Origin of the sequence: Acinetobacter sp. LoGeW2-3, from assembly GCF_002688565.1 — a bacterium.
GTDB lineage: Bacteria > Pseudomonadota > Gammaproteobacteria > Pseudomonadales > Moraxellaceae > Acinetobacter.
Window position 1 is genome coordinate 2949141 of record NZ_CP024011.1, and the last position, 24262, is coordinate 2973402.

Here is a 24262-nt window from a genome sequence, read left to right on the forward strand (position 1 = left end):
AAATTGGAATCATCATGAGTCAAATTGACAATGCTGTTGTTTCAGCACATCTCTCCCATGTGCGTATTGTCATGGTTAATACCACCCTGCCTGCCAATATCGGTAGTGCATTACGTGCCATGAAAACCATGGGCCTGTGCAAACTGGTTCTGGTTGCGCCTAAAACTTATCCGCACCCAGATATTGATGCACTTGCTGCAGGTGCAACTGATCTGATCGAACAGATTGAAATCGTAGAAACGCTAGAAGATGCGATTAAAGATTGTCAGATTGTGTTTGGTACTAGTGCGCGTAGCCGTACTATTCCATGGCCTTTACTAGATGTCCGTCCAGCAGCAGAAAAAGCACTTTCAGCTGTTGTTGAAGAGAAACAGGAAATTGCCATTTTATTTGGCCGTGAAGACCGTGGCCTGACCAATGAAGAACTGGCGATGGCGAATTATCATTTAACTATTCCTGTAAATACTGACTACGGAGTATTGAATGTTGCGCAAGCGATTCAGGTGATTTGCTATGAATTGCGTATGGCGGCACTGGATCAGGTGGAACATCCTCGTGATCCTAAAGCCACCATGCAAGTTATTGATGGCATTGAAATGGAATGGGATGAGCCACTGGTTAATCATGAGCAAATGAAACAGTTCTACCCTCATTTAGAAAAAATGCTGGCAGAAATTGAGTTTATGGACCCAAAAAATCCACGATTGTTGCCTTTACGCTTGCGTCGCCTATTTGGACGTATACAATTAGATCGTATGGAATATCATTTACTTCGTGGTATTTTCAGTCGGGTCCAAGCATTAAATAATGGTACCTGGAAGAAATCTTCACACACTACCCAACAGGACGAGGATCAAATCTAATGTTCAAACAGCTCAAAGAGGATATACAGGCTGTCTTCGCGCGCGATCCTGCTGCACGTAACACCCTGGAAGTCTTGACTACATATCCTGGTATTCACGCGCTGATGATGCATCGTGTGGCTCATGAACTGTGGAACAAAGACTGTAAAGGCACGGCACGTGCTTTATCCTCATTTAGCCGTTTTGTGACAGGGATTGAAATCCATCCAGGTGCCAAGATTGGCCGCCGTTTCTTTATCGATCATGGCATGGGTGTAGTGATTGGTGAAACTGCGGAAATTGGTGATGATGTTACCCTGTATCATGGCGTAACCTTAGGTGGTACGACCTGGAATAAAGGCAAACGCCATCCGACCCTGGAAGATGGCGTGGTTGTCGGTGCTGGTGCCAAGATTCTAGGTCCTTTTACCGTCGGTAAAAATGCCAAAGTTGGCTCAAATGCCGTAGTGACAAAAGCAGTACCGGAAAATACCACTGCGGTCGGTAATCCAGCCCGATTTATTACTAAAGATCAGCCGAAAGATGATGCAGAAGCACGTCGTCGTGATTATGCCGAAAGTATTGGCTTCCAGCCTTATGCAACGACACAAGATCAGTCTGATCCGATTATTGAAGGTATGCGTGTGCTGCTAGATCGTATTCAGCAAAATGAAAAACGCATGAATATGCTCTGCAACCGTTTATCTCTGCTTGATCCAACTTTCAAGAAAAACCAGCTGAATGAACATCCGCTCAGTAAGGAAGATCTAAAAATTTTGGAAGAAGCACGACGTGAGTGTGAAGCACAGACTTCTCAGTCTAAAGCTTGATCCATCAGTAACATGCCGTAACTTGCATGTTCGCTACAGTTTTTTTAGACTGACGAACATGCAATTTCACAATTTTTTAAAATAACATAAATGGATGTATACCATGACATTTAAGCCTTTGGCACTTGCCTGCTTAGCAGCACTTGCATTGACGGCCTGTTCAACGCCATCACAAAAGCAAGAAGCACCTAAACAGGCGATGGTGTTTGCTGAACCGGAACTCACTCCACCCTTTTATGCCTTAAATCCATTCAATTATAACGAACCACCTCCATTTGAAGTTCACTTGCAAAAAGCTGCAGCTGCGCCTGTAACCAAAATGGTAGTAAACAGCAGTGATGATCCATCTAAAAAAATTACACTTGATGTGAATCGTCTGATCATTCCAGTGGTAAATAGCACTACGCGTTCTATGCGTTATGCAACTTTAGCCGGACCGGATGAAATTGATATCACTGAAGTTGATGATTTCCTGCAACTGGTTGAAGGTAAAGCACGTCATTATCCACCGCGTTTTAGCGACCGTCAGGAGCGTAAAGGTTTTGAACTGAAACTAAAACGCGTGACTCAGGAACTGGATACACTAGCTGCAAATAACAATGCATCTTTTGATATTTTACTGCGTGCATTTAAAGCCAGCGTGATGGCGCGTAATCTGGACTTAGGTTCGGTGTACACCACTAAATCTTTGGCGTATGCTCAGCGTATTTTAAAAGTGAATCAGGATGATGCAGAAGCAAACTTCTGGTTTGGTTTTGGCCTGTCTGAAGGTGGCGGTCAGCGTGAAGCCATTCCATACCTGGAAAAAGCGATGCAAGCTGGCGTTCAGGAAGCGTATTTATCTGCGGCAAACAACTATATTGCCATGGAAAATAAAAAGAACGCGGTTCAGGTGCTGAAAAACTATAAAGTGAAATACCCACAAGAAGCGCAAGTGGCAGATCAGCTGATTCAAGAAATTGAAAAGCAAGGACGCTGGAATGTGTGGCAAGTGTTGACACCAAAAAATTAATGTGAAAATACTCGTGATCTGAGTTACAAAATAGACTGCTTCGGCAGTCTTTTTTTTGATAAAAATGAGTAGAATACAAAACATTATTTCAATATTTAACAGAGCATTCAGATTTCACATGCACTATAAAATGAATAAAGCATTCGTCCTCTGTTCACTCCTATTCACCACAGCCCTGACCGGCTGTCAGGTGGTCAGTGTGAAACAACAAGCCCTCAATGTCACCATCAGCAATGAACGTGACAGTATTTTGACCCGGGATAAGCTCAGTGAAGCCAGCCTGAATGTACTGTCCATGACCGGGCGTGAGGCACGCATCTGTACGGAACAACCACAAGAATGTGTAGAGGAGCTCAAAGAAATTCCGCAAATTCTGGATGAGCAGCTGCTATCAACTGCAAGTGAATTGTATTTAGCCAAATCTCTGCAATTAGGAAAAGGTTCGGATTGCAAAACCAGTGTTCTAACCAAAACCCAATCTGAAGAAAAAAAGCAGCTACAAAAACAGAATATTCAGAAATGCCAGGATCAGCAGCTGGCGATGCTGGATCAAAGTATCCGTTATAGCTATGCCTATCTGTTCAAGACCCAACGTGCACCGCAAGACCGCATTTTTGATAACCGTCAGGTACAAATTCGTGATTTCTACAACCAAGCCATCGCTCATCTGATTCATGTCTATTCCGAGCGTCATCCAGCCAAAGAAGTGAGCCGCAAGATTCAGGTCGGAAATAGTATTTATACAGTAGATTTTGAAAACTATCCGGAAATCAAAGATCAGGCTTTCGAACAATTGATGTCGACCTATAACATGAACTTCTCCGGCTTGCGTTCGATTACCCGACGTGACGGTTTTGGTTCAGAATTTGTAGTGGTCCTACCTGAAGAAAAACGCATCACCTCAAACAAGAAATACATTGTCGATCCGCTGAATTTTAAATACGCAGAAGGCAGCAACCCGAATATCCATGCAGCACGTTATTTGGCGACGACTATTACCGCAGTCCCTAAATCTGCGACCAGTGTTGAGCAGATTATTAATGGTCCGGAATTCCAGTTAAAATTGCATGATCCCTACAAGCATGAAAAAGTAACGGTTGCCGGCAAACAATATGCGCTGGCGGCAAACTTCTCGGCGCCTTATGGCCTATGGCTAGCAGAAAATAATCTGGGTCGTGCTGCTTATCTGGTGCTGATTGATCGGGACGACAACCTGACCATGCCGCACCTGTATATGCTGGAGCCGTATAATCCGAAGAAAAAAGTGATTGTCCTGATCCATGGTCTGGCCAGTAGCCCTGAAGCCTGGATTCGTCTGACCAATGACATTATGGGTGATCCGGTACTACGTGAAAATTTCCAGGTCTGGCAAGTATTTTATTCAACCAATATGCCAATTCTTGAAAGCCGTTATCAGATCAATGCGCTGATTCAGCAAGGTTTCCAACGTATCAATGCGCAAGAGCCAGCCAAGAAAGATGCGGTATTGGTCGGTCATAGCATGGGTGGTGTAATTGCCCGTCTCTTAGTCAGTGATGCTAACCTGATTCCAAAGACCGAAGAACTGATTAATAGCCGCCGTATCGACCGTTTCCGTAATAATTCATTATTTAAAGCGCGTTTGCAGCTTAAACCGATTCCAAACTTTAGCCGAGGAATTTTCCTGGCAGCGCCACATCGTGGGACAGATTATGCCGATCGCTGGTTCACCTTGGCAGCGCGTAAAATTATCCGTTTACCGGGTGCATTCTTAGGTGCATTCGCGGATACTCTGCAAGGTGATATTGGTCTGGATGATTTCATCAAGGAAATTGGTCATGACATGATTCAGAATGGACCAAGTGATTTATCCAAGAATTCGAAGTTTAATGCCCTGACCCGTGATGTCGTGCCTTATAAAGGTTTTAAATTCCACAACATCATGGGCAATATGACCGATAGCACTGATAAATTAGTGATGACGGATGATGTGGTTCCCTATAAAAGTGCCGAGCTAAAAGGTGCAATTTCTGAGGAAATCATTAAAGGTGGTCACTCGATTCAGGAAACACCTGAAGCCGTGCTTGAATTACGCCGTATCTTACGATTGCATCTGACTGAATTGGGTTTATATAAACCGCAAAAAGTACTCAAATAAGCATTAAAGCCGAAGTTAATCATCGGCTTTTTACTTTCTGGCTTCCAGAATTTTTATACATCCAAAGTGATTTAATTTCATCTGATCTAAATTAACGAACATTCCTCTCAGATGATAAAGACAGATTTACAGCTTGATGAATTTCTTATTATTAATTGAAATATCAAACTTTAGTCGCTTTACACTGTATTTCTTGAGCAGACTACTTTATTCGTGCTATCAATAGCTTAACCCACTGATATAAACTTGAATTTCAGTCGAGGTAAGACTTTATTTGATGAGCAATGGTATTTTATGAAATTAGCTGGCTCTAAACAGATTAGCCGTGAAAAAGTAAATGACCTGATTGCACATGGACTGAACTATGTGTATTTCAGAAAAGAACTCGAGCCAATCTATTGCCAGCAATACCGTGACGAAGCTGCTTATGAATTTCGTTTTCGTGGCAGTATTATTCTGATTCTGTATTTCGTGCTTAGTTACGGGATCTTTCAGACCATTTCAATTAATGAGCAACTGATCCATTGGCTTTCTCTGTATGCCTGGGTTGGGATCATCACCATCACACTCTGGTTAATGTCGTTTAGCAAGTCGCTGAATCGTTTCTTTGACCTGTACACCACGCTCGGTGCGACCTGTGCGGTGGCGATTTCTTTCGTGATTATTCCTGTCATTGGTCAAGATATTGATAATGATGCTCTGCTTCATGTCGCCATGATGTATGCAGTAGTGATTAACTATAGCTTTGTAGGCATGCGTTTTTATTCAGCGCTGATTGCGGGTTGGGGCGGCGGACTGATTGGTTATCTGGTCACGGTTTCTCTAAACTACGATATTGACTGGACCTTCCTGCACCGTACTTATACCTTTAGCAGTCTGCTTGGGATGATTATTGCCTATGCGATTGACCGTCAGCATCGTGAGAATTATCTGCAAAACTGTATCATTGAACTAAACAAAGAAGAACTGACGCAACAAGCACAGGAACTGGAACGGCTGACGCAACTTGATGCACTGACTGGCCTCGCCAATCGACGTTATTTGACTGAACATCTGGATACACAATGGCGTCATGCACTACGCCATCAAACACCTTTAAGTATCATGATGGTCGATATCGATTACTTTAAAAACTATAACGATCATTTTGGGCATATTGCAGGCGATGAATGTCTACAGGCTGTCGCCCATCAGCTACAAGGGATATCCTCACGTAGCATGGAACTAGCAGCACGTTATGGCGGCGAAGAATTTCTGCTGGTCTATCCTTATATCGATGAAGCAGAAATACAGAAAATTGCCGAAGAACTAATCCAACGCATTAATACTTTGCATCTGTCTCATCCAGCTAGTCAGGTATCGGATCATGTCACCATAAGTATCGGTTGTGCTAGCACTATCCCTCAAGAAAATGAACGCTTGGCTGATTTTATTGCCCAAGCTGACGAAGCACTTTATAGTGCCAAAGCAGAAGGCCGTAATCGTTTTAAACTTGCGCAATCTCAGTCTAAAAGCAATCTATATACGATTTAAGGCCGATTCAGGTCTATATATTTCGTGCTTAAAATCAGCAATCTTTCAACTGACTCGACAGAAGTCATCGAATCCATTTCTTTCTAAAAATTAATTTTGCTAGACTTAGCCCAATACATATTTTGCATGGCTGCTTGGATGATTTCTGTTTCGGTGCATGAATAGCGACTATATTGCCGACAGCTCATCATCTCTTACCAGCCTGCCCATTATTTTTTAAAGGATTTCTTCTTAATGACCAGTTCAGAACTTATGGCTGATCTTTCTACCCTGACACCTATGATGCAGCAGTATATGTCTGTGAAAATGCAGCATCCGCATTCATTGATGTTCTATCGCATGGGTGATTTCTACGAACTGTTCTTTGAAGATGCCCATAAAGCAGCCAAAATTCTTGGTATTACCTTGACACACCGTGGTAAAGCCAATGGTCAGCCAATTCCAATGGCGGGTGTGCCTTTTCATGCGGCTGAAGGTTACCTTGCCCGTCTGGTGAAAAAAGGCGAAACCGTGGTGATCTGTGAACAGATTGGCGAGGTTACAGGGAAAGGTCCGGTTGAACGTGGCGTGGTACGGATTATTACCCCGGGAACATTGACCGATGATGCCCTACTCGGGGCACATCAAACTTCTAATCTGGTTGCGCTATGTATTCAGCAAAATAAAATCGGCATTGCCCTACTGGATCTGAGTGCCGGTATTTTTAAAGTTCAGCAGATCGATTATGATCTGAACCAGCTGGCGATTGAACTGGCACGTCTGATGCCAAGCGAAATTGTGGTGGATGAAAATCTTCAGGAACAGGATCTGGTGGAACACTTGAAACTCCAGCTAGATGTACCGGTTAGTAAACGTCCGAATGTCGACTTCAACCTGAACAATGCCCAGAAAACTTTATGTGACCAGTTTGCTGTCAGCACACTGGCAGGCTTTGGCATTGATCATCTGCCTTTGGCTAAAGCTGCCGCGGCCGCATTGATTCACTATGCCAAAGAAACCCAGAAAACTGCACTGCCGCATATTCGTACCATTCAACTAGAACAAAGCTCAGACTTTATTGCATTGGATCCGGTGACTCGTCGTAATCTGGAACTGATTGAACCACTATTTGAACATGGTACTTCACTGTTTCAATTGATTAATGACTGTCAGACAGCGATGGGTGACCGTCTGCTCAGTCGTACCCTGATGCAACCATTACGTGACACTGCCATTCTAGATGAACGACTGGATGCGACTCAGGCATTACTGGAAGGCTTCCATGAATCACCAGTACGCCTGGTGCTAAAAGAAATCAGTGATATTGAACGTGTACTCAGCCGTATTGCTCTGGGTAGCGCACGTCCTCGTGATCTGGTTCAATTACGTCAGGCCTGTGCCCAGATTCCATTCTTGCGTCATGCGCTACAACCAATGGTCAGCCAGCAGCAGTCTAAATTACTGGTTCAACTGAATGAAGAATTAGGTGATTTCCATGGTCTGCATCAACGATTGATGTCAGCGATTGTTGAAAATCCGCCAGTTCTGCTACGTGATGGTAATGTCATTGCCGAAGGTTTTGATGCGGAACTGGATGAACTACGCAAAATTCGTGATCATGCCGGGCAATTCCTGATTGATCTGGAAATCAAGGAACGTGAACAGAGCGGTATTCCTACCTTAAAAATCGGTTATAACCGTGTCAGTGGTTACTATATCGAACTGACTCGTGCGCAGGCTGAGCAGGCACCTGAACATTATATTCGTCGTCAGACGCTAAAAAATGCTGAACGCTATATCACGCCAGAACTGAAAGCCTTTGAGGATAAAGTGCTGTCCAGTGAATCCCGGGCACTTGCATGTGAAAAAATGCTGTTTGAAATGCTACTGAATGAATTGCGTGCGGATATCGGCAATCTGCAAATGATGAGCAGTGCCATCGCACAGATTGATCTGCTGTGTAACTTTGCCCATCAAGCACGATTACGTAACTGGTCACGTCCGAAATATAGTCCGGAAATTGGCTTAAAAATCCAGGCAGGTCGTCATCCTGTGGTTGAGGCTTTAAGTAAAACTGCCTTTACTCCGAATGATACGCAACTGGATTATCAGCATCGAATGGCGATTATCACCGGTCCAAACATGGGTGGTAAATCGACCTTTATGCGTCAAACTGCATTAATTGCCCTGCTGGCTTATTGTGGTAGCTACGTGCCAGCACAAGCTGTAACTTTAGGACCGATTGACCGTATCTTTACCCGTATTGGATCGGCAGATGACCTTTCTACAGGTAAATCTACCTTCATGGTAGAAATGACTGAGACATCGCAGATTCTGCATCATGCCACCAGCCAATCACTGGTGTTGATGGATGAAGTTGGTCGTGGTACCAGTACTTATGATGGCCTGTCACTTGCTTGGGCGTGTGTACTGGATCTGACCCGACGCATTCAATGTCTATGTCTATTTGCTACACATTATTTTGAGTTAACCGAACTAGCCAGTGAATCGGGTATTGATAACTATCATGTGACTGCCCGAGAAGTGAATGGCAATCTGATCCTGCTACACAAAGTGCAACAAGGTCCAGCTAGCCAGAGTCATGGTCTACAGGTGGCTAAACTTGCCGGTATTCCAGCCAATGTGATCAAGGAAGCGCAGAACCGTCTGCGTATTCTGGAAAAACAGCCTCACACCAAGTCAAAAAGTCCACAACCTGATCTGTTTGCAATTGAGCAAGTAGAAACAGTGGTTGAACGGATTATTGAAGTGGAAAAACCATCAGCTGCGCTTGAACTGCTGGAAGACATTGATGTCGATAGCCTTAGTCCACGTGAAGCCTTACAGCAGCTGTATGCGCTGAAAGATCTGCTCAAACTGCCAGGCTAAAACCTGAGACTGCCTCATGTGGTATGGGGCAGTTTGCTATAAAGGTCTCGTAATCCTTGATTTTGCAGCCTTCATCGGATTTTTTGCAAAAATAACAGCCCTATATATAACAAATATCAATAAAAGGAATTGTTAGTTGCTGCGGTTTTTGCCTAAAATACACATTAGTATTAGAACCATATTTTTTAGGTAGCTGTCGCCATGACCTTCGTTGTCACTGAAAATTGTATTAAATGTAAATATCAAGACTGTGTTGAAGTTTGCCCTGTAGATTGTTTCTATGAAGGTCCGAACTTCCTTGTAATTAACCCGGACGAGTGTATCGACTGTGCGTTATGTGAACCAGAATGTCCTGCAAATGCAATTTTCTCTGAGGATGAATTACCTGAAGGTCAGGAAGTATTCATCGAATTGAATGCTGAGCTGTCTCAAAAATGGCCGAACATCACCCAAATTGGTGACCAGCCAGCTGACCGTGAAGAATGGAACGGTAAAGCAGACAAACTGCAGTATCTTGAAAAGTAATTTTTCAGATCATGAAAAAAAGATCAGCATAGTCTGGTCTTTTTTTGTACCTGATGCACACATTTCATTGCAATTTATCCTGAATTTCTCCGCAAAAGTGGACTAAAATAGCGCTATTTTATAAATACCTGATTTCTAATAATGAAGCATTTTTACAAGGGATTATTGGGCCTCTGCATGATCCCTTTTGTCATGGTGGGCTGTACCACTGCGACAAAAAAACCAATGACCTCGCCAGATGGGAAACGAATTTACATTCCTCAAGAACAGGTTAAGGTGGATCGTAAGGTGCTGCCTAAAAGTATTCCCTTTGCCTATACCAATTGGGCAGCTGTATCCAACAATCTCTCTCGTGTACGCGAATATGAGGTGTTTTTGGAACGTAATTCTGTAGGCAACATTATTCCTAGCTTTGAATTGATGCGTACTGCACGTGACTGGTCACGTTGTGGCGGGCCGCAATATATGGTGCCAAGCCGTGAACTTTGGGCAAATCAGTTGCCAACATTACGTGTGTTCAAATATTTGGTTGCAGCCAATGTGCTGAATGATTTTGAAGTGACATCCGTTTATCGTGATCTGCCACTCAATAAATGTGCCGGTGGTGCTAACTCTTCTCGTCACCTATATAACTCTGCGATTGATTTCCGGATTGGGCCGGAATTCCCACAACCAGAAGATTATGCCTATATTGAAAATACCAAGTTCAAACTCTGCCAATTCTGGTTACAGCATGGTCAAAGTCTGAATATGGGCTTGGGTCTATATGCTTCAGGTCAAATCCATATTGATACCCAAGGTTACCGTACCTGGGGACCGGATCTGAGCCGTAGATCTTCAATGTGTAATTACTAAGTCATACCAATTGCAATACAGAACACGTGAAAAGTTCTGTATTGCTCATTTTTAAAGCAAATATAGAACAATAAATTGCGCTCCATGGCGAAAGGTTTAAAATGCCTGCATCGCAACAAAGGTGCTCAAGCTATGCAACAAATGTGGACAGATCTCGACAATTATATTGATTCACATTTAATCCCTGATGATCCCATTCTGAAACAAACTCTTGAAAATACAGCTGCACATGGATTCCCTGATCATCTGGCTGTAGCTGCCAATCAAGGTATGCTGTTACAGATGCTGATTCAGATGAATGGCTGCAAGCGTGTACTTGAGCTGGGAACTTTTGCTGCATATAGCACCATGTGGCTGGCACGTGCCCTACCTGAAGATGGCTATATCCTGACGATTGAAGGTCGTGATACGCATGCCGCGATGGGTCAGGAAAATATCGACCGGGCCAATCTTAAACAGACTGTCGAGCTTAAATGTGGCCGTGCAGCAGATATTCTGAAAGCCCTGCCAGAAGATACTGAACCGTTTGATTTTATCTTTATTGATGCGGATAAACAGAGCTATCCGGAATATCTGGAACTCAGCCTGAAACTTTCTCGTTCAGGAACAGTGATCTTTCTAGACAACGTGATTCGTGCTGGTGCGATTATTGATCCGGACAATAATAAGCCAAGTATCGAAGGTATTCGCAGCATGTTCGAAGCGATGCAGAATCACCCGCGTCTGCTTTCTAGTACGGCTTTACAGACCGTAGGCAGCAAAGGTCATGACGGTTTTGCACTCGCTATTGTCAAGTAACAATCTAAGAGCAAAAAACAGCCAATAAAGTATTTTAAATATATAACAATGACTTGCGTAATGTAACCACAGAGTTATCCACAATATATGAGGATAACTCTGATTATTTTTAAATCAAACTGTAACAATTTCCAACATCATGCTTTTCGACCTTGGTGGAATTGTCATTTTAAACTTATCACTCTTTTTCCAGCATTTACCTTTATTTAGCTACCAGAAGTGGGACTTTTGAATTCCGGAAGATTGTGGTCGCAATGCTACCCAGGAAAAACTGATGAATCTTGCTGTGGCTGAAAGCACCTAGGACAATTAGCTGAATGCCCTGTTCTTGCTGATAAGACAAAATATTCTCAGCCACATCACCATAGCGGTATTCTGGTACAACATCCAGTCCAGCTTCTTTCAGATAATTCAGCGGTTCATTCAGGATTTCTGCATGATCGCCGACATAGAGTAAGTGACATTGTAATAGTTTCAGCAAATCACTTTCAGCAATGCGCTTCATCATCTTGATACAGGTTGGTGAATATTCATAGGCAAAGATAAAACGTGTTGGCGGCTTAAAGTTTTCACCTACCGTCATGACCGTACAGTTGGCACCACGGATAAAGTTTTCTACATTGGTGCCCATCGGCTTATTTTTCTCGGCAGATCGTTCACCTAAGCGACCAATCACCACAATGTCATCGGGTCTCAGCAGCTGAAAGCTTTGTTCCAGGAAATCACCTTTTTCCTGAATATGGATGGTATTGATGTTGTGTTTTTCTTTGATCTGGTCAGAAATATGCCGCAGCAGATTATTGCTATAGTCGAGAGCCAATTCGCTTTGTTTCTGTTCAAGTTCGGCCAATTCCTTCAGCAACATGGCATTGCTTTCAAAACCGATCACACCGCTGATTTCCCCCAAATGATAACTGGCAGGGTAATAATCTAGAACTTGCAATAAGACCAGCTCGCGATGGGTTTGCTTGGCAATCCATGCAGCCGCTTCTGCGAGGGCATTAATGCAAGGAGAAGAATCTATGCAGGCAATGACACGTTTCATGTTTAGCCTCTCTCATTATAATAAAAGTTCTTAGATATTTTTAACTTAGCATAGCCTTCGCCAAATGTGCAGCAAATTCTGTAGCACTGGATTTGAATTATGTTAATTTTTATGTGATGTTCTAGAAGCTTATACCTTTTTGAAATGCCTGAACAATCCTTGTTCCCGCTAAAATTCAAAAATGGATTAATCGCGATAACGGATTAGTTTGGCTGGATTACCTGCCACAATCATGCGTTCGCCCACATCTTTAGTGACCATACTACTCATACCAACCACAGCCTGATCCGCAATTTTTACTCCATCTTTAATGCCGACATGGGCACCAAGCCAGACATCACGGCCGATCTCAATCCCTTTAGAACGCACTGGCTGTTGGTAAATTGGCTGTTCCAGCTCCATACCATGATCAAAAGCATAAAGATGACAATAAGCAGCCATTCGCACCTGATCATGCAATTTAATTCCGCCCCGTCCACCATCTAAAATACAATGATGGTTAATTGCGACTTCACTGCCAATTTCCAGCGGCCCATGCAAGGTACAGTCTGCTGCAATAAAAGTATTATCACCAATCACAATTTTTCGGCCTGGTTCAGCAAAGATATGTGCCACCGGTGAAATAAAGCAGTTTTCGCCGATCTCCACTGTTTCCATTTCACGGAGATAATCCTGATATTCACGTTGCCACTGCTCTGCCCAGCCTCGATTTTTGGGCTTGAGTGACCAGTACAGCCATGGCATATAGTTCAGCCGATGCTTATGCTGCTCGCGATATTTCAGTAAAGGATCCTGTTCAGTCATCTTGTGGCTCATCTATAATTTTTAAGGCTTCACGTCCACGGCTGACATCTTGGATCTTTAGGGCAAATGGCTCAATCTGATGCTTTTGCATGTGTGCAATGACCTCGACACCTTCTGCGGTATAGTCTTCCTGATAGTCGATTTGTTGTTGATTCAGCTCATATTGAAAAATAGCCCATTCACTAAAATTACAGCGGAAGAACACTTTTTTCTTTTCAATTAGTTCAATCTTTTCAGCCAAGACGAGGCATTGACCAGCACATCCACCATAGGCACGTACCAAACCGCCTGTACCCAACTTGATTCCGCCATACCAGCGATTCACCAAGACCAGGATATTGGTCAGCTCATTGCCTTCAATGGTCGCTAAAATCGGCCGACCTGCAGTTCCAGAAGGCTCACCGTCATCATTAAAACGGACATTATGCCCAATCTTCCAAGCCCAGCACTGATGTGTAGTGGTTGGATCGCGATAAGCTTCGAGAAAATCCTTTACATCCTGTTCAGATTCCACTGGTATGGCAAAGGCCTGAAAGCGGCTTTTCTTGATCTCTTCTTCAAAACTGACAAGACTGGCAATGGTAAAAGACATTGGATTCAAACAATAACATCACTGTGCTGCAGTATAGCGTGTTTATCTGTACAAACAAAAAAAAGCCCCTATACATAGAGGCTTGATTTTGTACAACTACAATGCAGAATTAGCGTTCGCGCAAGGCTTCTTTGGCTTTGTTAAACGGCTTAACTAGGTAATCCAGTACGGTTTTTTCACCGGTACGAATATCCACGGTCGCCACCATACCTGGTGTGATATTGAATTCCTGCCCTGCCTTATTGGTCAGCTTGTCATTTTCGGTACGGATATACACTCGGTAATAGAACTGATCCTGCTTGACTTCATCACGTAAGGTATCTGGTGAAATCACCGTAACCTTACCTTTTAGACCACCATAAATCGAGTAATCATAAGCCGTAATTTTCACTAAAGCTTCCTGATCTGGACGGATAAAGGCAATGTCCCGTGGTGAGATACGCGCCTCGACTAACAGTTTTTCATCCAATGGCACGATGGTCATCAGCTTACCATTTTGTGGAATGACTCCACCTAAGGTCATGACATCAATTTCCTTGACCACACCACGTACAGGCGATTTGAAAATAGTACGGTTCAAGGTATCAGACTTGCCACGTACCACCTGTTGCTGGGTTTCTACATCGGTATTGGCCTTAGCCAATTCTTCACGTGCTTTGACAAAATACTGGTTACGTACATCATTCATCTGGTTTTGCAGATCATTGGCTTCACGTTTTAATCGCAACACTTCCACTTCACTTGCAGCACCCTTTGCGACCAAAGGCTCAGTCATGGCTAGTTCTTGCTGCACCAGCACCAATGCCTGTTTTAACCCGGCCAAAGATTCTTCCAGATTGGCACGGCGGGATTTAAACAATGCTGTTTCTTCTGCCACCAGTTTCGGCTCTTTAAGCACTTCCGGTGGGAATGACAACGGCGCACCAGTGACTTCGGCACGTAAACGTGCAGCAGTCGCACGTGATGAAATTAACAAAGAAGCAGATTCACCGACATTCGATTCAAAACGGGTCGGATCAAGCTGAGCCAATACCTGACCTTGCTCGACAATCTCACCTTCTTTGACATTTAGCTTGGTGAGGATCCCGCCTTCCAGAGACTGGATAACCTGCTCTTTGGAAGATGGAATCACCTTACCCGTACCAGTCGAAACTTCTTCCAGTTTAAACAGCCACGCCCACATCAGTAGAATAAGTAAACCTAAACCAATGATCCAGATAATCACACTTGATTTTGGCAAAGGTGGTTCCTGAAAGCTGACTTTGGTTGAACGCTTGATTTCCTGTTGTGCACTCATGCGCCTGCTCCCGTTACACGTTTCGCTCCACCTTGTGATTGATTCAGGATCTGATCGCGTGGACCATCCATCACAATCTTGCCATCATTGACTACGATAATCCGGTCTACCAGTTCAAGTACCGCACGACGATGTGTTGCCACTACCATGGTTCGACCAATCAGATAAGTTTTCAGATTATCAATCAGCTGTTTCTCAGTGACATCATCAATGGCAGCAGTTGGCTCATCTAGTAACAAGATACGTGGTTGACGAATCAGCAAACGGGAAAGAAGCAAGGCCTGACGCTGACCACCAGAGAAGCCGACACCGCCTTCAAGAATAATATGATCTAGACCTTCTTTCTTTTCCTGAACAAAGCCCAGTGCACCAGTGAGTTGTAAAGCTTCAAGAATTTGCTGATCGGTTGCCAGGGGAGCACCCAAAGTCAGGTTTTCACGAATGCTGCCGTAGAACAGTTGTGAGTTTTGATTTAGTAAGCCCATATCACGGCGTACATCTGCCGGGTCAATCAGGTTCAGGTCAATTCCATCAAGTTTAACCTTGCCTTGTAATGGTGTTTGCATACCGGATAACAGCTGCAATAAGGTGGATTTACCGGCACCGTTACGTCCCAGAATCGCAATCCTTTCACCCGGTTTGATTTCCAGTTTTGGAATCACTAGTGTTGGCTTAGGATCATCTTCACCATACTTGAATACTGCACCGCTAAGCTCATATTGACCTTCTAGCAATGGACGATGAATCAGATGCGAATAGTCCGGCTGATCCACTGGCTTTTTCATCAGTTCGTCCAAACCGTTTTTCGCGACTTTGGCCTGCTGTAAACGCCCCAACACACCAGTGATCTGGGAAATTGGCGCCAGCATACGTGAAGACAGAATTGAACAGGCAACCAGCGCACCAGTCGTCATTTCACCTTCCATGACAGCAAAACAGCCTACCAGCACTACAATCGCAAACGTCAAACCTTGAATCTTCTGGGTCCAGGCCGTCATCAAGCCCACAATCTTACGTTGCTGCATGCTGACATCCGCTGAAACCTCATTCATGTGGTTCCACTGATTCTGGAAACGTGACTCAGCACGTAGTAGCTTGATATCCTCAATCCCTTGTACTGCTTCGACTAGTAAGGCATTACGGATTGCAGATTCGCGCATGCCCATCTGTGCCAGTGCAGCCAGTTTTTTCTGTGCCAGAATACCCGGTAAAATCATGAGTGGTACGACTAGCAGCATTACCCAGAATAGGTTGCCACCAATCAGCCAGAAGATCCCGAGGAACAGGAAGAAGAATGGCAGATCGGCAATCGCAGTAACAGTCGTTGAAGTGACCAGCTCCCTCACGCCTTCCAGTTCACGAATCTGTGAAATAAAAGTACCAGTAGACTTCGAACGCTCTTTGTTTTTAATCCGTAGCGCATGACCAAACACCCGGTCAGAAATACGCAAATCAGCACGTTTACCAATAATGTCGGATAGATAAATTCGGGAGACGCGCAAGGTAAATTCAAAGATCGCTGCAATCAACACACCACCGGCGAGTACCCATAAGGTTGGAACCGACTGTGATGGAATCACCCGGTCATACACGTTCATGGAAAAGACAATGGTAGCAAGCGCGAGGATATTTGCGATCAAGGAAGCAAACATCACATCGACATAACGTTTCCAATCATTTAGGACGATCGACCAGAACCAGTTCTTCTCAAAAGGCTTGATGTATTCATCGACCCGGGCATCCGGCACTGAAGATTCTGGACGCAGGATATAGAGGTTTTTAGCCCCTTGTTTCAGATGCTCCAGATCAAAGACCTGAGAGAGTCCATGATCACCACTGAGCTGCACACTGGCATTGCCTTCGCTATCAATACGCTCAATCACGCCAACTTCGCCATTTTCAAACTCAACCAGTACCGGCAATTTCCATGGACTGAGCAGACTGGCATCAAATTTGTTTTTACGTACATTTAAACCGACTTGACGCGATACAACCTTAAGCAGCTCATCAACATCATGATGCTGGTTCCAGTCGAGTTGCAGTCGGATTCTTTCCTCAGATGGCTCGATACGATAATGCTTGGCGATATTAAGAATCGCTTGAAGCCACGGCTGATAATTTATTGTATTACTCATGGCTGTACTTCAAACCCCTGAATAGAAATACGGTTAAGGTCATAAAGATCACGTGTGCGACCGGTGACCTGAATGTACTGAACAATGGCGGTATAAATATCGTAGCGCGCAGTTTCAATTTCTTGGGCTGCACTATGAATCGCTTGTTCTGCATTGAGCAGATCAACCACGGTTCGGGTGCCGAGTTTATATTGTTCCTGATACAACTCTCTAGTGCGCACAGTGGTGGCACGGCGCTGCGCCAGAATGTCCATTTGTCGCTGTTTATTTTCAATCTGTTCGCGAATCAAACGTACCTGATCCACCACATCAAGATAGGCAGTATTAACCTGCGCACGTGCTGCTTCTTCAGCAAAACTGGCAGCACGGGTCTGCGACTTGGTCGCCCCACCTTGATAGAAATTACTGGTGGCTTCAATCATGATAGAACTATAAAAGCCATCATCTTCATTATTATTCGGATTTCGACCATTCACGGCCTGATTCATACTCCCCTTAACATTAATCGTCGGGTAAGTACTTAACTTGGCCTGTTCTTTTTGAGAACGAGCGACTTCAACCCCGGCATGTGCCAACATTAAAGTAGGAATACTGGTAAATTCAGGATCTTGATAAAGTCCGGCCTGTTGAACCAGACTATCCGGAATTTCCCAATCCACATTGGTAACATCAAATCCCAATAAAGTACGCAGTTTTTGTTGATATTGGCGTAACTGGGTTTGTTGCACAATTAAGTTATTCTCTGCCGCTTCCAGATTAGACTGTGCCTGAATTGGATCGGCCTGACTGCTGATCCCAGCTCTAGCACGTAGATTGGCAATTTCGGCAATCCGTGCAATCCCCTGTTTCTGCTGTTCAGCAATCCTGGTAATTTCCTGATAACGCTTGATATTGACAATGGCATCTGCTACTTCAAGCGAAATCTGATCCAGACTGACTAAAACCCGTGCCTGTTCTTCAGCCAGCTTGGCTTCTTCAGTAGTGACACTAGATTTGACCTTGCCAAAATCATACAGCATTTGAGTGGCATTCAAAGACACCATCTGACGACCACGTTCACCCTTGGTCAAATCGGCCGTCCCATATCCACCAGAAATCTGCGGATAGTATTGCGCCCTTGCGACATCAATATTGGCTGCCTGTGAAGACAGTGAAGAAATACTTTGGGAAATTTCAGGACGACGCTGAACTGCCGTAAGTACAGCATCTTTCAAATTGATGCGTCTAGGAATACCTGTCACTGGCACATTATTTTGTGTGCGAGTAGCATTCTGAAAACTACCTACTTGAGGCAACTCTTGCACACGTGAGGTATCCAGCTGGTAATTACTCAGCTCCCGCAGATCAACCGTATGGGAAGACTTCACAGGTTCAGGGAAAAACAATTTGCTGACCCCTTGTTTAAATCCCTGAAAATAGCCGTTTTCTGTATCCGCCGCATAAACCTGAGACATTTGCAGAGGCAATAATAGGGCGATAAATATCCCTTTTTTTCCCTGTAAATTACCCCGAAGTTTATTAAAGTTTTTTGCTTGCAATAGCATGATTATTGGTGTCGTTTTTAAACTAACTATATACCAAAAATATTTTAAAATGATGACACTAAAATATTTTCGACGAAAAAATCCCACACAACAGCACTAAGGTCGAATGTGTGGGCTTACTTAAGGCAATAGAGCCTCAATTAAACTGTAAAGTCATCACCGAGATAAACTTTTCTAACAGTTTCATTATTCAGAATTTCTTGCGGTGTACCTTCTGCAATCACTGCACCTTCACTGACGATATACGCATGTTCACAGATCGCCAAGGTTTCACGCACATTATGATCGGTTATTAATACACCAATACCGCGATCTTTCAAGGTGGTAATAATATCCTTGATATCTCCGACAGAAATCGGATCGACCCCGGCAAAAGGTTCATCCAGTAACATGAATTTTGGATCAGCTGCCAAAGCACGAGCAATTTCCGCACGACGACGTTCACCACCAGAGACACTCATACCTAAAGAGTCTTTGATGTGGGTAATCTTAAAATCTGCCAATAATTCTGCTAGGCGTTGCTGGCGCTGGACTTTAGTCAATTCCTTCCGGGTTTCCAGAATCGCCATGATATTTTCAGCAATGGTAAGCTTCCGGAAAATAGAGGCTTCTTGCGGCAGATAGCCAATGCCTTTACGGGCACGCTCATGCATGGCCAGATCAGATAGATCCAGGTCATCCAGATAAATCTCACCTTTATCCATACGCACCAGACCAACGACCATATAGAAACTGGTGGTTTTACCAGCGCCGTTCGGACCCAGCAAGCCAACGATCTGACCACTTTCCATACTGAAGGATACGTCTTTCACCACCCAACGTTTACTATAGTTTTTCGCTAGATGTTTAATGGTTAAGGTTTGAACCTTTGATTCAGCCATTAGTCACGTGCTCCCGGGAAGGATTGAGAACTTGATGGTGGAATCACAATCTGTACACGACCTGAAGACGAACCAGTCTTATTCGGTGTACCCACAGCTTCAATATCACCCTTGTTCATACTATATCGAAGCGTGTTACCACGAATACTGGCACCATCCTGTTCCAAAAAGGCATTTCCGGTCAGGGTAATAATACCAGTATCAGCATTGTAGACAATCTTCTGTGCCTGCCCCTTAGCAATACCTTTAGCAGCATCAATCTTTTGCTGGAAACGTGCAGGACTACCATTTGCCGTAATCGTGCTGATTTGCTTCTTGCTGTTCAGATTTGCCACAATCGAATTCGCCTGCAGCTTCATGGTTCCTTGCTCAATAATGACATTACCCGTATAAGTCGTAATACCAGTACGTTCATTAAAGGTTGCACGGTCGGCAACTAAGGAAATTGGCTGCTGGCGGTCTGAAGGAATCGCCCATACAGCGACTGAAGTAAACCCGAGTACAGCAGCAAGCGCAGTACGCTTTAGGAAAGTAGTCTTCATTTTAGGTTTAAGAATTTGGTTCATACTTTCCTCGAATATTAAAAAATTCGTATTGACCATCATTAAGATTTGCCTTCAATCCCTGGCTGACAAACTCAGCTTGTGGACTCGTTACTTCTACAGTCTTATCCGTTTCAATTTCTCGCGTTTTCGGGAAACCTGTTAACTCCTCAGTTTTAAACTGAAGCTGACCATTCTGCAGAATCTTGGTTGCGATCACCTGCTGCGAAAGGATTACTTTACTATTGTCCTCATAGCCGTTCACAAGTTTGGCATAAAAAGTTGAATCTACCTTGCCATCCTTGTACATCGAAGCATTCATATTTTCCAACTTCGAAGTTTTTTTCTGCATATCCTGTTCAAGTCGATCGACCTGAGCACGAACAGCCAGCTCGCCTTTTTCATCAGTCTGAGTCAAGTTAATATTTTCAGCAGTGGATTTCATACTGCGTGCTGCATCCACCTGAAGCTTATTGCCACTTCCACTGAAATAATAATAACCACCACTTATTGCTGCGAGAGTAATCGCGGTTACGTATAAAACTTTAGTATCCATAAGCGGTGTACTTAATCCAGAACGTATAGTTGATTAATATGGTGCACGGATAAACTTTTCAAGTAATTCTTGGTAAACACCCTTAGACATTAAAAGCATGTCGCAGATTTCACGCACTGCACCACGACCACCCATGGCTTGAGTCACCAGATCAGCACGTCGACGTACTTCAACATGACCATTAGGAACCGTCACTTTCATACCTGCAATGGCAAAAGCAGACAGGTCTGGCCAGTCATCACCCATGTATAAACAGTCTTCAGGATCAATATTCAGTTGAGCACAGGCTTCGCGTAACGCTGTACCTTTATCTTCACGGCCCTGATAAACCAAATCCACACCTAGATCCGACATACGCTTTTCAACGATATTACTTTTACGACCTGTGATGATAATCACCTTAATTCCGGCTTGCTGAACCAGTTTCATGCCCAGACCATCACGGATATCAAAGGACTTGATCTCATCGCCCGTATTGGTCAATGTAACAAAGCCATCGCTTAAAATACCATCTACATCAAGTACCAGTGCCTCAATATGACGTGCCTGCTCTAATAATACATAAGAAGCCATTTATTAATTTACCCCAGCCTGAATCAGGTCATGCATACTAATTACACCAATGACTTTATTAGCATCATCAACTACCACGAATTGATTAACTTTATGTTCGTTCATTCGTTCCAGTGCGACGACAGCGCGTGCTTCCTGAGAAATTGTCAACGGATTTTTGGTCATCACTCCCTGAATCGGCAAATTGACATCAAAACCTTGCTGCTTGTCGATTAAGCGGCGCAAGTCACCATCGGTGAAAATACCCAGCAGAACATCATTTTGATCTACAATTGTGGTTAAACCTAGACGTTTATTTGAAATTTCGTATAAAACCTGATTCATTGGTGTATCAGGCGACACTTTTGGCAGTTCTGAACCGCTGTGCATCAAGTGTTTTACATGTAGCAATAAACGTTTCCCCAATGCTCCTGCTGGGTGTGACAGCGCAAAATCATCAGCAGTAAAACCACGTGCGTCCAAAAGAGCGACAGCCAGAGCATCACCCAGAACTAAAGTTGCAGTCGTACTTGAAGTCGGTGCTAAGCCTAATGGACAAGCTTCCTGAAGATGACCCAGAGTTAAAGCCACATCAGCATTTTGTGGCATTGGGCCTTTTGCATCACCACTAATGGTAATTAAAGGAATTTCCAGACGCTTGATCAGAGGCATTAGCATCATGATTTCATCGCTTTTGCCTGAATTTGAAATAGCAATCAACACATCACCTGGTACCAACATCCCCAGATCGCCATGTCCTGCCTCACCCGGGTGCATAAAGAATGAAGGCGTACCTGTAGAAGCAAACGTTGCCGCCATTTTACGGCCAATATGCCCTGATTTTCCCATCCCGGTAATTACCAGCCGACCTTTACACTGCAGGATAATTTCACATGCCTGGCTAAAACGCTCATCAATCTGCGTGGCTAAAATCTGTAATGCATGTTCTTCGATACGCAGTGTTTCAAGTGCAACTTTTTGGAAGTCTATTTTATTTGACATATTTGGTGGGTTCAAAGTAGGTTTACCTTAACTCTGTTAAAGAGTGACTCATTCTAGCAAAAGATATTTTTGCAATTTTAGCATAGCTATGCAAATTAGAGGTTTTAAAAATGCACAGCTTTTCATAAAACTTGAACAGAATATTTTAAAATTTTTCCCTACAATTAGCCTGTAATCAATCCAATTTAAATCATGTAAATCAATAAAAACTTTATTTTTATATTTTGATCAGGCAATAAAAAACCCCAATCTTCCGATCAGGGTTTTTTAAATTTTGGAGCGGGAAACGAGACTCGAACTCGCGACCCCAACCTTGGCAAGGTTGTGCTCTACCAACTGAGCTATTCCCGCAATATGGGAGTGAATTATAGAGAGTTTCTGCTAACTGTCAACTCTCTATTGATTCAACTGTCGAATTAATCAGCACGACGCCATACAGTTCCTTGACGGGTATCTTCCAGCACCACACCTTGGTCTAATAATGACTGGCGAATTTTATCGGCACGAGCAAAGTTTTTCTCTTTTTTGGCATCTTTACGTTGCTGGATAAGATCTTCAATCTGCTCTTCAGACAAGCTCAAAGTTTCCTGACCAATATCAGACTTCAAGAATTCATCGACATTGTGCTGTACCAGACCCAGAATATTGGTGAGATGGCGCAAAGTAGAATAATAAACAGCAGCCTGTTCCTGATTCTGGTCTTTTACTGTGCGGTTTAGCTCTTTGTTGAGCTCAAACAACACTGCAATGGCTTCTGGCGTATTGAAGTCATCACGCATGGCTGTATTAAAACGCTCAACAAAATCTTGATCCAACGTCTCAACTAGTTGTTCGCCATACACTGCCTGATAAGCTTTGAAAGAATGATAGAAACGCATCAGCGTATTTTTCGCTTCTTTTAAGGCTACATCAGAATAGTTCACCGGACTGCGGTAGTGTGAAGATACGATAAAGTAACGCACTACTTCTGGATGGAATTTTTTAATCACATCACGAATGGTAAAGAAGTTACCCAAAGACTTCGACATTTTTTCGCCATCGACATTGATGAAACCGGCATGCATCCAGTAATTCACATACTGCTCCCCGGTTGCTGCTTCAGATTGTGCAATCTCGTTTTCATGATGCGGGAAGCTTAGATCAGCACCACCACCATGAATATCAAAATGATTGCCCAGGCAGCAAGTTGACATCGCAGAACATTCAATATGCCAGCCTGGACGACCATTGCCCCATGGTGAAGCCCAAGAAGGTTCATTTTCTTTGGCATGTTTCCACAGTACAAAGTCAAACGGATGTTTTTTCTCGACTTCGACATCAACACGCTCAGAAGCCCCTGCCTGCATATCTTCCAGTTTACGACCTGAAAGACGACCATATTTGGCAAATTTTTCAACTTCGAAATAAACATCGCCATTATTTGCCGGATATGCAGTCCCTTTTTCCACTAGCGTACCTATCATATTTTGCATTTGATTGATGTAATCAGTGGCTTTTGGTGCTTCATCTGGTGCAAGACAACCCAGTTTGGCAAAGTCTTCATTCATGGCATCAATAAAATGGCTGGTCAGTGATGAAATGCTTTCACCATTTTCATTGGCACGTTTAATAATCTTGTCGTCAATATCCGTGATATTGCGTACGTATTTTACCTTCCAGCCCTGACTGCACAAGAAACGGATAATATAGTCGAATGCAACCACTGTACGTGCATGTCCAATATGACAGTAGTCATAGACCGTCATCCCACAAACATACAGATCAATCTGACCTTCTTTACGAGGCACAAATTCTACTTTTTTACGTTGCTCTGAGTTATATAGAACAAATGGTTGCATAGGTCTTCTAGAATGCTTTTACAAATGATGGCTCATCTTAACCTAAGCATTATTTTTCATAAAGTTTTCTGTTG

21 protein-coding genes and 1 tRNA gene are annotated in these 24262 nt (G+C 43.5%); 9 read left to right on the forward strand and 13 right to left on the reverse strand.

Annotated elements, in window-relative coordinates:
* The first annotated feature begins 14 nt into the window (after window positions 1-14).
* From BS636_RS14320 to BS636_RS14360, 9 genes are all read left to right on the forward strand, one after another.
* A complete protein-coding gene (locus BS636_RS14320) occupies window positions 15-863 on the forward strand; it encodes an RNA methyltransferase (RefSeq protein WP_099339391.1) in 849 nt (282 codons plus the stop codon).
* Window positions 863-1672, forward strand: a complete 810-nt coding sequence (gene cysE, locus BS636_RS14325) for a serine O-acetyltransferase (protein ID WP_099339392.1) — start codon at window positions 863-865, stop codon at window positions 1670-1672. Before BS636_RS14320 ends, cysE begins: the two co-directional genes overlap by 1 nt.
* A gap of 103 nt (window positions 1673-1775) precedes the next feature.
* Entirely contained in the window at window positions 1776-2684 is a 909-nt protein-coding gene (locus BS636_RS14330) for an ABUW_2363 family tetratricopeptide repeat lipoprotein (RefSeq protein ID WP_099339393.1), read from the forward strand.
* A gap of 118 nt (window positions 2685-2802) precedes the next feature.
* On the forward strand, window positions 2803-4821 hold the full coding sequence (locus tag BS636_RS14335) for an alpha/beta fold hydrolase (protein WP_099339394.1): 2019 nt from the start codon (window positions 2803-2805) through the stop codon (window positions 4819-4821).
* Window positions 4822-5115: 294 nt separating this feature from the next.
* A complete protein-coding gene (locus BS636_RS14340) occupies window positions 5116-6354 on the forward strand; it encodes a GGDEF domain-containing protein (RefSeq protein ID WP_213064226.1) in 1239 nt (412 codons plus the stop codon).
* A gap of 234 nt (window positions 6355-6588) precedes the next feature.
* The gene (gene mutS / locus BS636_RS14345) at window positions 6589-9222 is read left to right on the forward strand and encodes a DNA mismatch repair protein MutS (RefSeq protein ID WP_099339395.1); all 2634 of its coding nucleotides are present in this window, start codon (window positions 6589-6591) and stop codon (window positions 9220-9222) included.
* A 201-nt stretch (window positions 9223-9423) separates the two neighbouring features.
* The gene (fdxA, locus tag BS636_RS14350) at window positions 9424-9747 is read left to right on the forward strand and encodes a ferredoxin FdxA (protein WP_004812595.1); all 324 of its coding nucleotides are present in this window, start codon (window positions 9424-9426) and stop codon (window positions 9745-9747) included.
* Window positions 9748-9888: 141 nt separating this feature from the next.
* Window positions 9889-10602, forward strand: a complete 714-nt coding sequence (locus BS636_RS14355; RefSeq protein ID WP_099339396.1) for a D-Ala-D-Ala carboxypeptidase family metallohydrolase — start codon at window positions 9889-9891, stop codon at window positions 10600-10602.
* Between the two features lie 132 nt (window positions 10603-10734).
* Window positions 10735-11400, forward strand: a complete 666-nt coding sequence (locus BS636_RS14360; RefSeq protein WP_099339681.1) for an O-methyltransferase — start codon at window positions 10735-10737, stop codon at window positions 11398-11400.
* A gap of 202 nt (window positions 11401-11602) precedes the next feature.
* Here the strand turns inward: BS636_RS14360 and BS636_RS14365 are convergent, their stop codons facing one another.
* The 13 genes from BS636_RS14365 to cysS form a co-directional block, all read right to left on the reverse strand.
* Window positions 11603-12445, reverse strand: a complete 843-nt coding sequence (locus BS636_RS14365) for a universal stress protein (RefSeq protein WP_099339397.1) — start codon at window positions 12443-12445, stop codon at window positions 11603-11605.
* 186 nt (window positions 12446-12631) lie between these two features.
* Entirely contained in the window at window positions 12632-13249 is a 618-nt protein-coding gene (locus BS636_RS14370; RefSeq protein ID WP_099339398.1) for an acyltransferase, read from the reverse strand.
* Window positions 13242-13841 (reverse strand): IMPACT family protein, encoded by a 600-nt coding sequence (locus BS636_RS14375; RefSeq protein ID WP_099339399.1) that lies wholly within the window; start codon window positions 13839-13841, stop codon window positions 13242-13244. The genes BS636_RS14370 and BS636_RS14375 overlap by 8 nt, the downstream gene beginning before the upstream one ends.
* 109 nt (window positions 13842-13950) lie before the next feature.
* Window positions 13951-15138, reverse strand: coding sequence for an HlyD family efflux transporter periplasmic adaptor subunit (locus BS636_RS14380; protein ID WP_099339400.1), 1188 nt, complete (start codon window positions 15136-15138; stop codon window positions 13951-13953).
* Window positions 15135-17273 carry a type I secretion system permease/ATPase gene (locus BS636_RS14385; protein ID WP_099339401.1) on the reverse strand — a complete coding sequence of 713 codons (2139 nt, stop codon included), beginning with the start codon at window positions 17271-17273 and terminating at the stop codon, window positions 15135-15137. The genes BS636_RS14380 and BS636_RS14385 overlap by 4 nt, the downstream gene beginning before the upstream one ends.
* Complete coding sequence (locus BS636_RS14390; RefSeq protein WP_099339402.1) at window positions 17270-18817, reverse strand: TolC family outer membrane protein; 1548 nt, start codon at window positions 18815-18817, stop codon at window positions 17270-17272. The genes BS636_RS14385 and BS636_RS14390 overlap by 4 nt, the downstream gene beginning before the upstream one ends.
* Before the next feature lie 140 nt (window positions 18818-18957).
* Window positions 18958-19698: an LPS export ABC transporter ATP-binding protein gene (lptB, locus tag BS636_RS14395; RefSeq protein ID WP_099339403.1), complete on the reverse strand. Its 741-nt coding sequence runs from the start codon at window positions 19696-19698 to the stop codon at window positions 18958-18960.
* Complete coding sequence (gene lptA, locus BS636_RS14400; RefSeq protein WP_099339404.1) at window positions 19698-20264, reverse strand: lipopolysaccharide transport periplasmic protein LptA; 567 nt, start codon at window positions 20262-20264, stop codon at window positions 19698-19700. The genes lptB and lptA overlap by 1 nt, the downstream gene beginning before the upstream one ends.
* Window positions 20248-20796, reverse strand: a complete 549-nt coding sequence (gene lptC, locus BS636_RS14405) for an LPS export ABC transporter periplasmic protein LptC (protein WP_099339405.1) — start codon at window positions 20794-20796, stop codon at window positions 20248-20250. The genes lptA and lptC overlap by 17 nt, the downstream gene beginning before the upstream one ends.
* Window positions 20797-20829: 33 nt before the next feature.
* On the reverse strand, window positions 20830-21369 hold the full coding sequence (locus tag BS636_RS14410; protein ID WP_099339406.1) for a KdsC family phosphatase: 540 nt from the start codon (window positions 21367-21369) through the stop codon (window positions 20830-20832).
* A 3-nt stretch (window positions 21370-21372) separates the two neighbouring features.
* A complete protein-coding gene (locus BS636_RS14415) occupies window positions 21373-22350 on the reverse strand; it encodes a KpsF/GutQ family sugar-phosphate isomerase (protein WP_099339407.1) in 978 nt (325 codons plus the stop codon).
* 275 nt (window positions 22351-22625) lie between these two features.
* Window positions 22626-22701, reverse strand: a tRNA-Gly gene (locus BS636_RS14420).
* A 65-nt stretch (window positions 22702-22766) separates the two neighbouring features.
* Window positions 22767-24188, reverse strand: a complete 1422-nt coding sequence (gene cysS, locus BS636_RS14425; protein ID WP_099339408.1) for a cysteine--tRNA ligase — start codon at window positions 24186-24188, stop codon at window positions 22767-22769.
* Window positions 24189-24262 lie beyond the last annotated feature (74 nt).

What these genes read in the sequence shown, in the direction of transcription:
- BS636_RS14320 (WP_099339391.1), top strand. Translation starts at nt 15, where the DNA reads ATGAGTCAAATTGACAATGCTGTTGTTTCAGCACATCTCTCCCATGTG.
- cysE (WP_099339392.1), top strand. Translation starts at nt 863, where the DNA reads ATGTTCAAACAGCTCAAAGAGGATATACAGGCTGTCTTCGCGCGCGAT.
- BS636_RS14330 (WP_099339393.1), top strand. Translation starts at nt 1,776, where the DNA reads ATGACATTTAAGCCTTTGGCACTTGCCTGCTTAGCAGCACTTGCATTG.
- BS636_RS14335 (WP_099339394.1), top strand. Translation starts at nt 2,803, where the DNA reads ATGCACTATAAAATGAATAAAGCATTCGTCCTCTGTTCACTCCTATTC.
- BS636_RS14340 (WP_213064226.1), top strand. Translation starts at nt 5,116, where the DNA reads ATGAAATTAGCTGGCTCTAAACAGATTAGCCGTGAAAAAGTAAATGAC.
- mutS (WP_099339395.1), top strand. Translation starts at nt 6,589, where the DNA reads ATGACCAGTTCAGAACTTATGGCTGATCTTTCTACCCTGACACCTATG.
- fdxA (WP_004812595.1), top strand. Translation starts at nt 9,424, where the DNA reads ATGACCTTCGTTGTCACTGAAAATTGTATTAAATGTAAATATCAAGAC.
- BS636_RS14355 (WP_099339396.1), top strand. Translation starts at nt 9,889, where the DNA reads ATGAAGCATTTTTACAAGGGATTATTGGGCCTCTGCATGATCCCTTTT.
- BS636_RS14360 (WP_099339681.1), top strand. Translation starts at nt 10,735, where the DNA reads ATGCAACAAATGTGGACAGATCTCGACAATTATATTGATTCACATTTA.
- BS636_RS14365 (WP_099339397.1), bottom strand. Translation starts at nt 12,445, where the DNA reads ATGAAACGTGTCATTGCCTGCATAGATTCTTCTCCTTGCATTAATGCC.
- BS636_RS14370 (WP_099339398.1), bottom strand. Translation starts at nt 13,249, where the DNA reads ATGACTGAACAGGATCCTTTACTGAAATATCGCGAGCAGCATAAGCAT.
- BS636_RS14375 (WP_099339399.1), bottom strand. Translation starts at nt 13,841, where the DNA reads ATGTCTTTTACCATTGCCAGTCTTGTCAGTTTTGAAGAAGAGATCAAG.
- BS636_RS14380 (WP_099339400.1), bottom strand. Translation starts at nt 15,138, where the DNA reads ATGAGTGCACAACAGGAAATCAAGCGTTCAACCAAAGTCAGCTTTCAG.
- BS636_RS14385 (WP_099339401.1), bottom strand. Translation starts at nt 17,273, where the DNA reads ATGAGTAATACAATAAATTATCAGCCGTGGCTTCAAGCGATTCTTAAT.
- BS636_RS14390 (WP_099339402.1), bottom strand. Translation starts at nt 18,817, where the DNA reads ATGCTATTGCAAGCAAAAAACTTTAATAAACTTCGGGGTAATTTACAG.
- lptB (WP_099339403.1), bottom strand. Translation starts at nt 19,698, where the DNA reads ATGGCTGAATCAAAGGTTCAAACCTTAACCATTAAACATCTAGCGAAA.
- lptA (WP_099339404.1), bottom strand. Translation starts at nt 20,264, where the DNA reads ATGAACCAAATTCTTAAACCTAAAATGAAGACTACTTTCCTAAAGCGT.
- lptC (WP_099339405.1), bottom strand. Translation starts at nt 20,796, where the DNA reads ATGGATACTAAAGTTTTATACGTAACCGCGATTACTCTCGCAGCAATA.
- BS636_RS14410 (WP_099339406.1), bottom strand. Translation starts at nt 21,369, where the DNA reads ATGGCTTCTTATGTATTATTAGAGCAGGCACGTCATATTGAGGCACTG.
- BS636_RS14415 (WP_099339407.1), bottom strand. Translation starts at nt 22,350, where the DNA reads ATGTCAAATAAAATAGACTTCCAAAAAGTTGCACTTGAAACACTGCGT.
- cysS (WP_099339408.1), bottom strand. Translation starts at nt 24,188, where the DNA reads ATGCAACCATTTGTTCTATATAACTCAGAGCAACGTAAAAAAGTAGAA.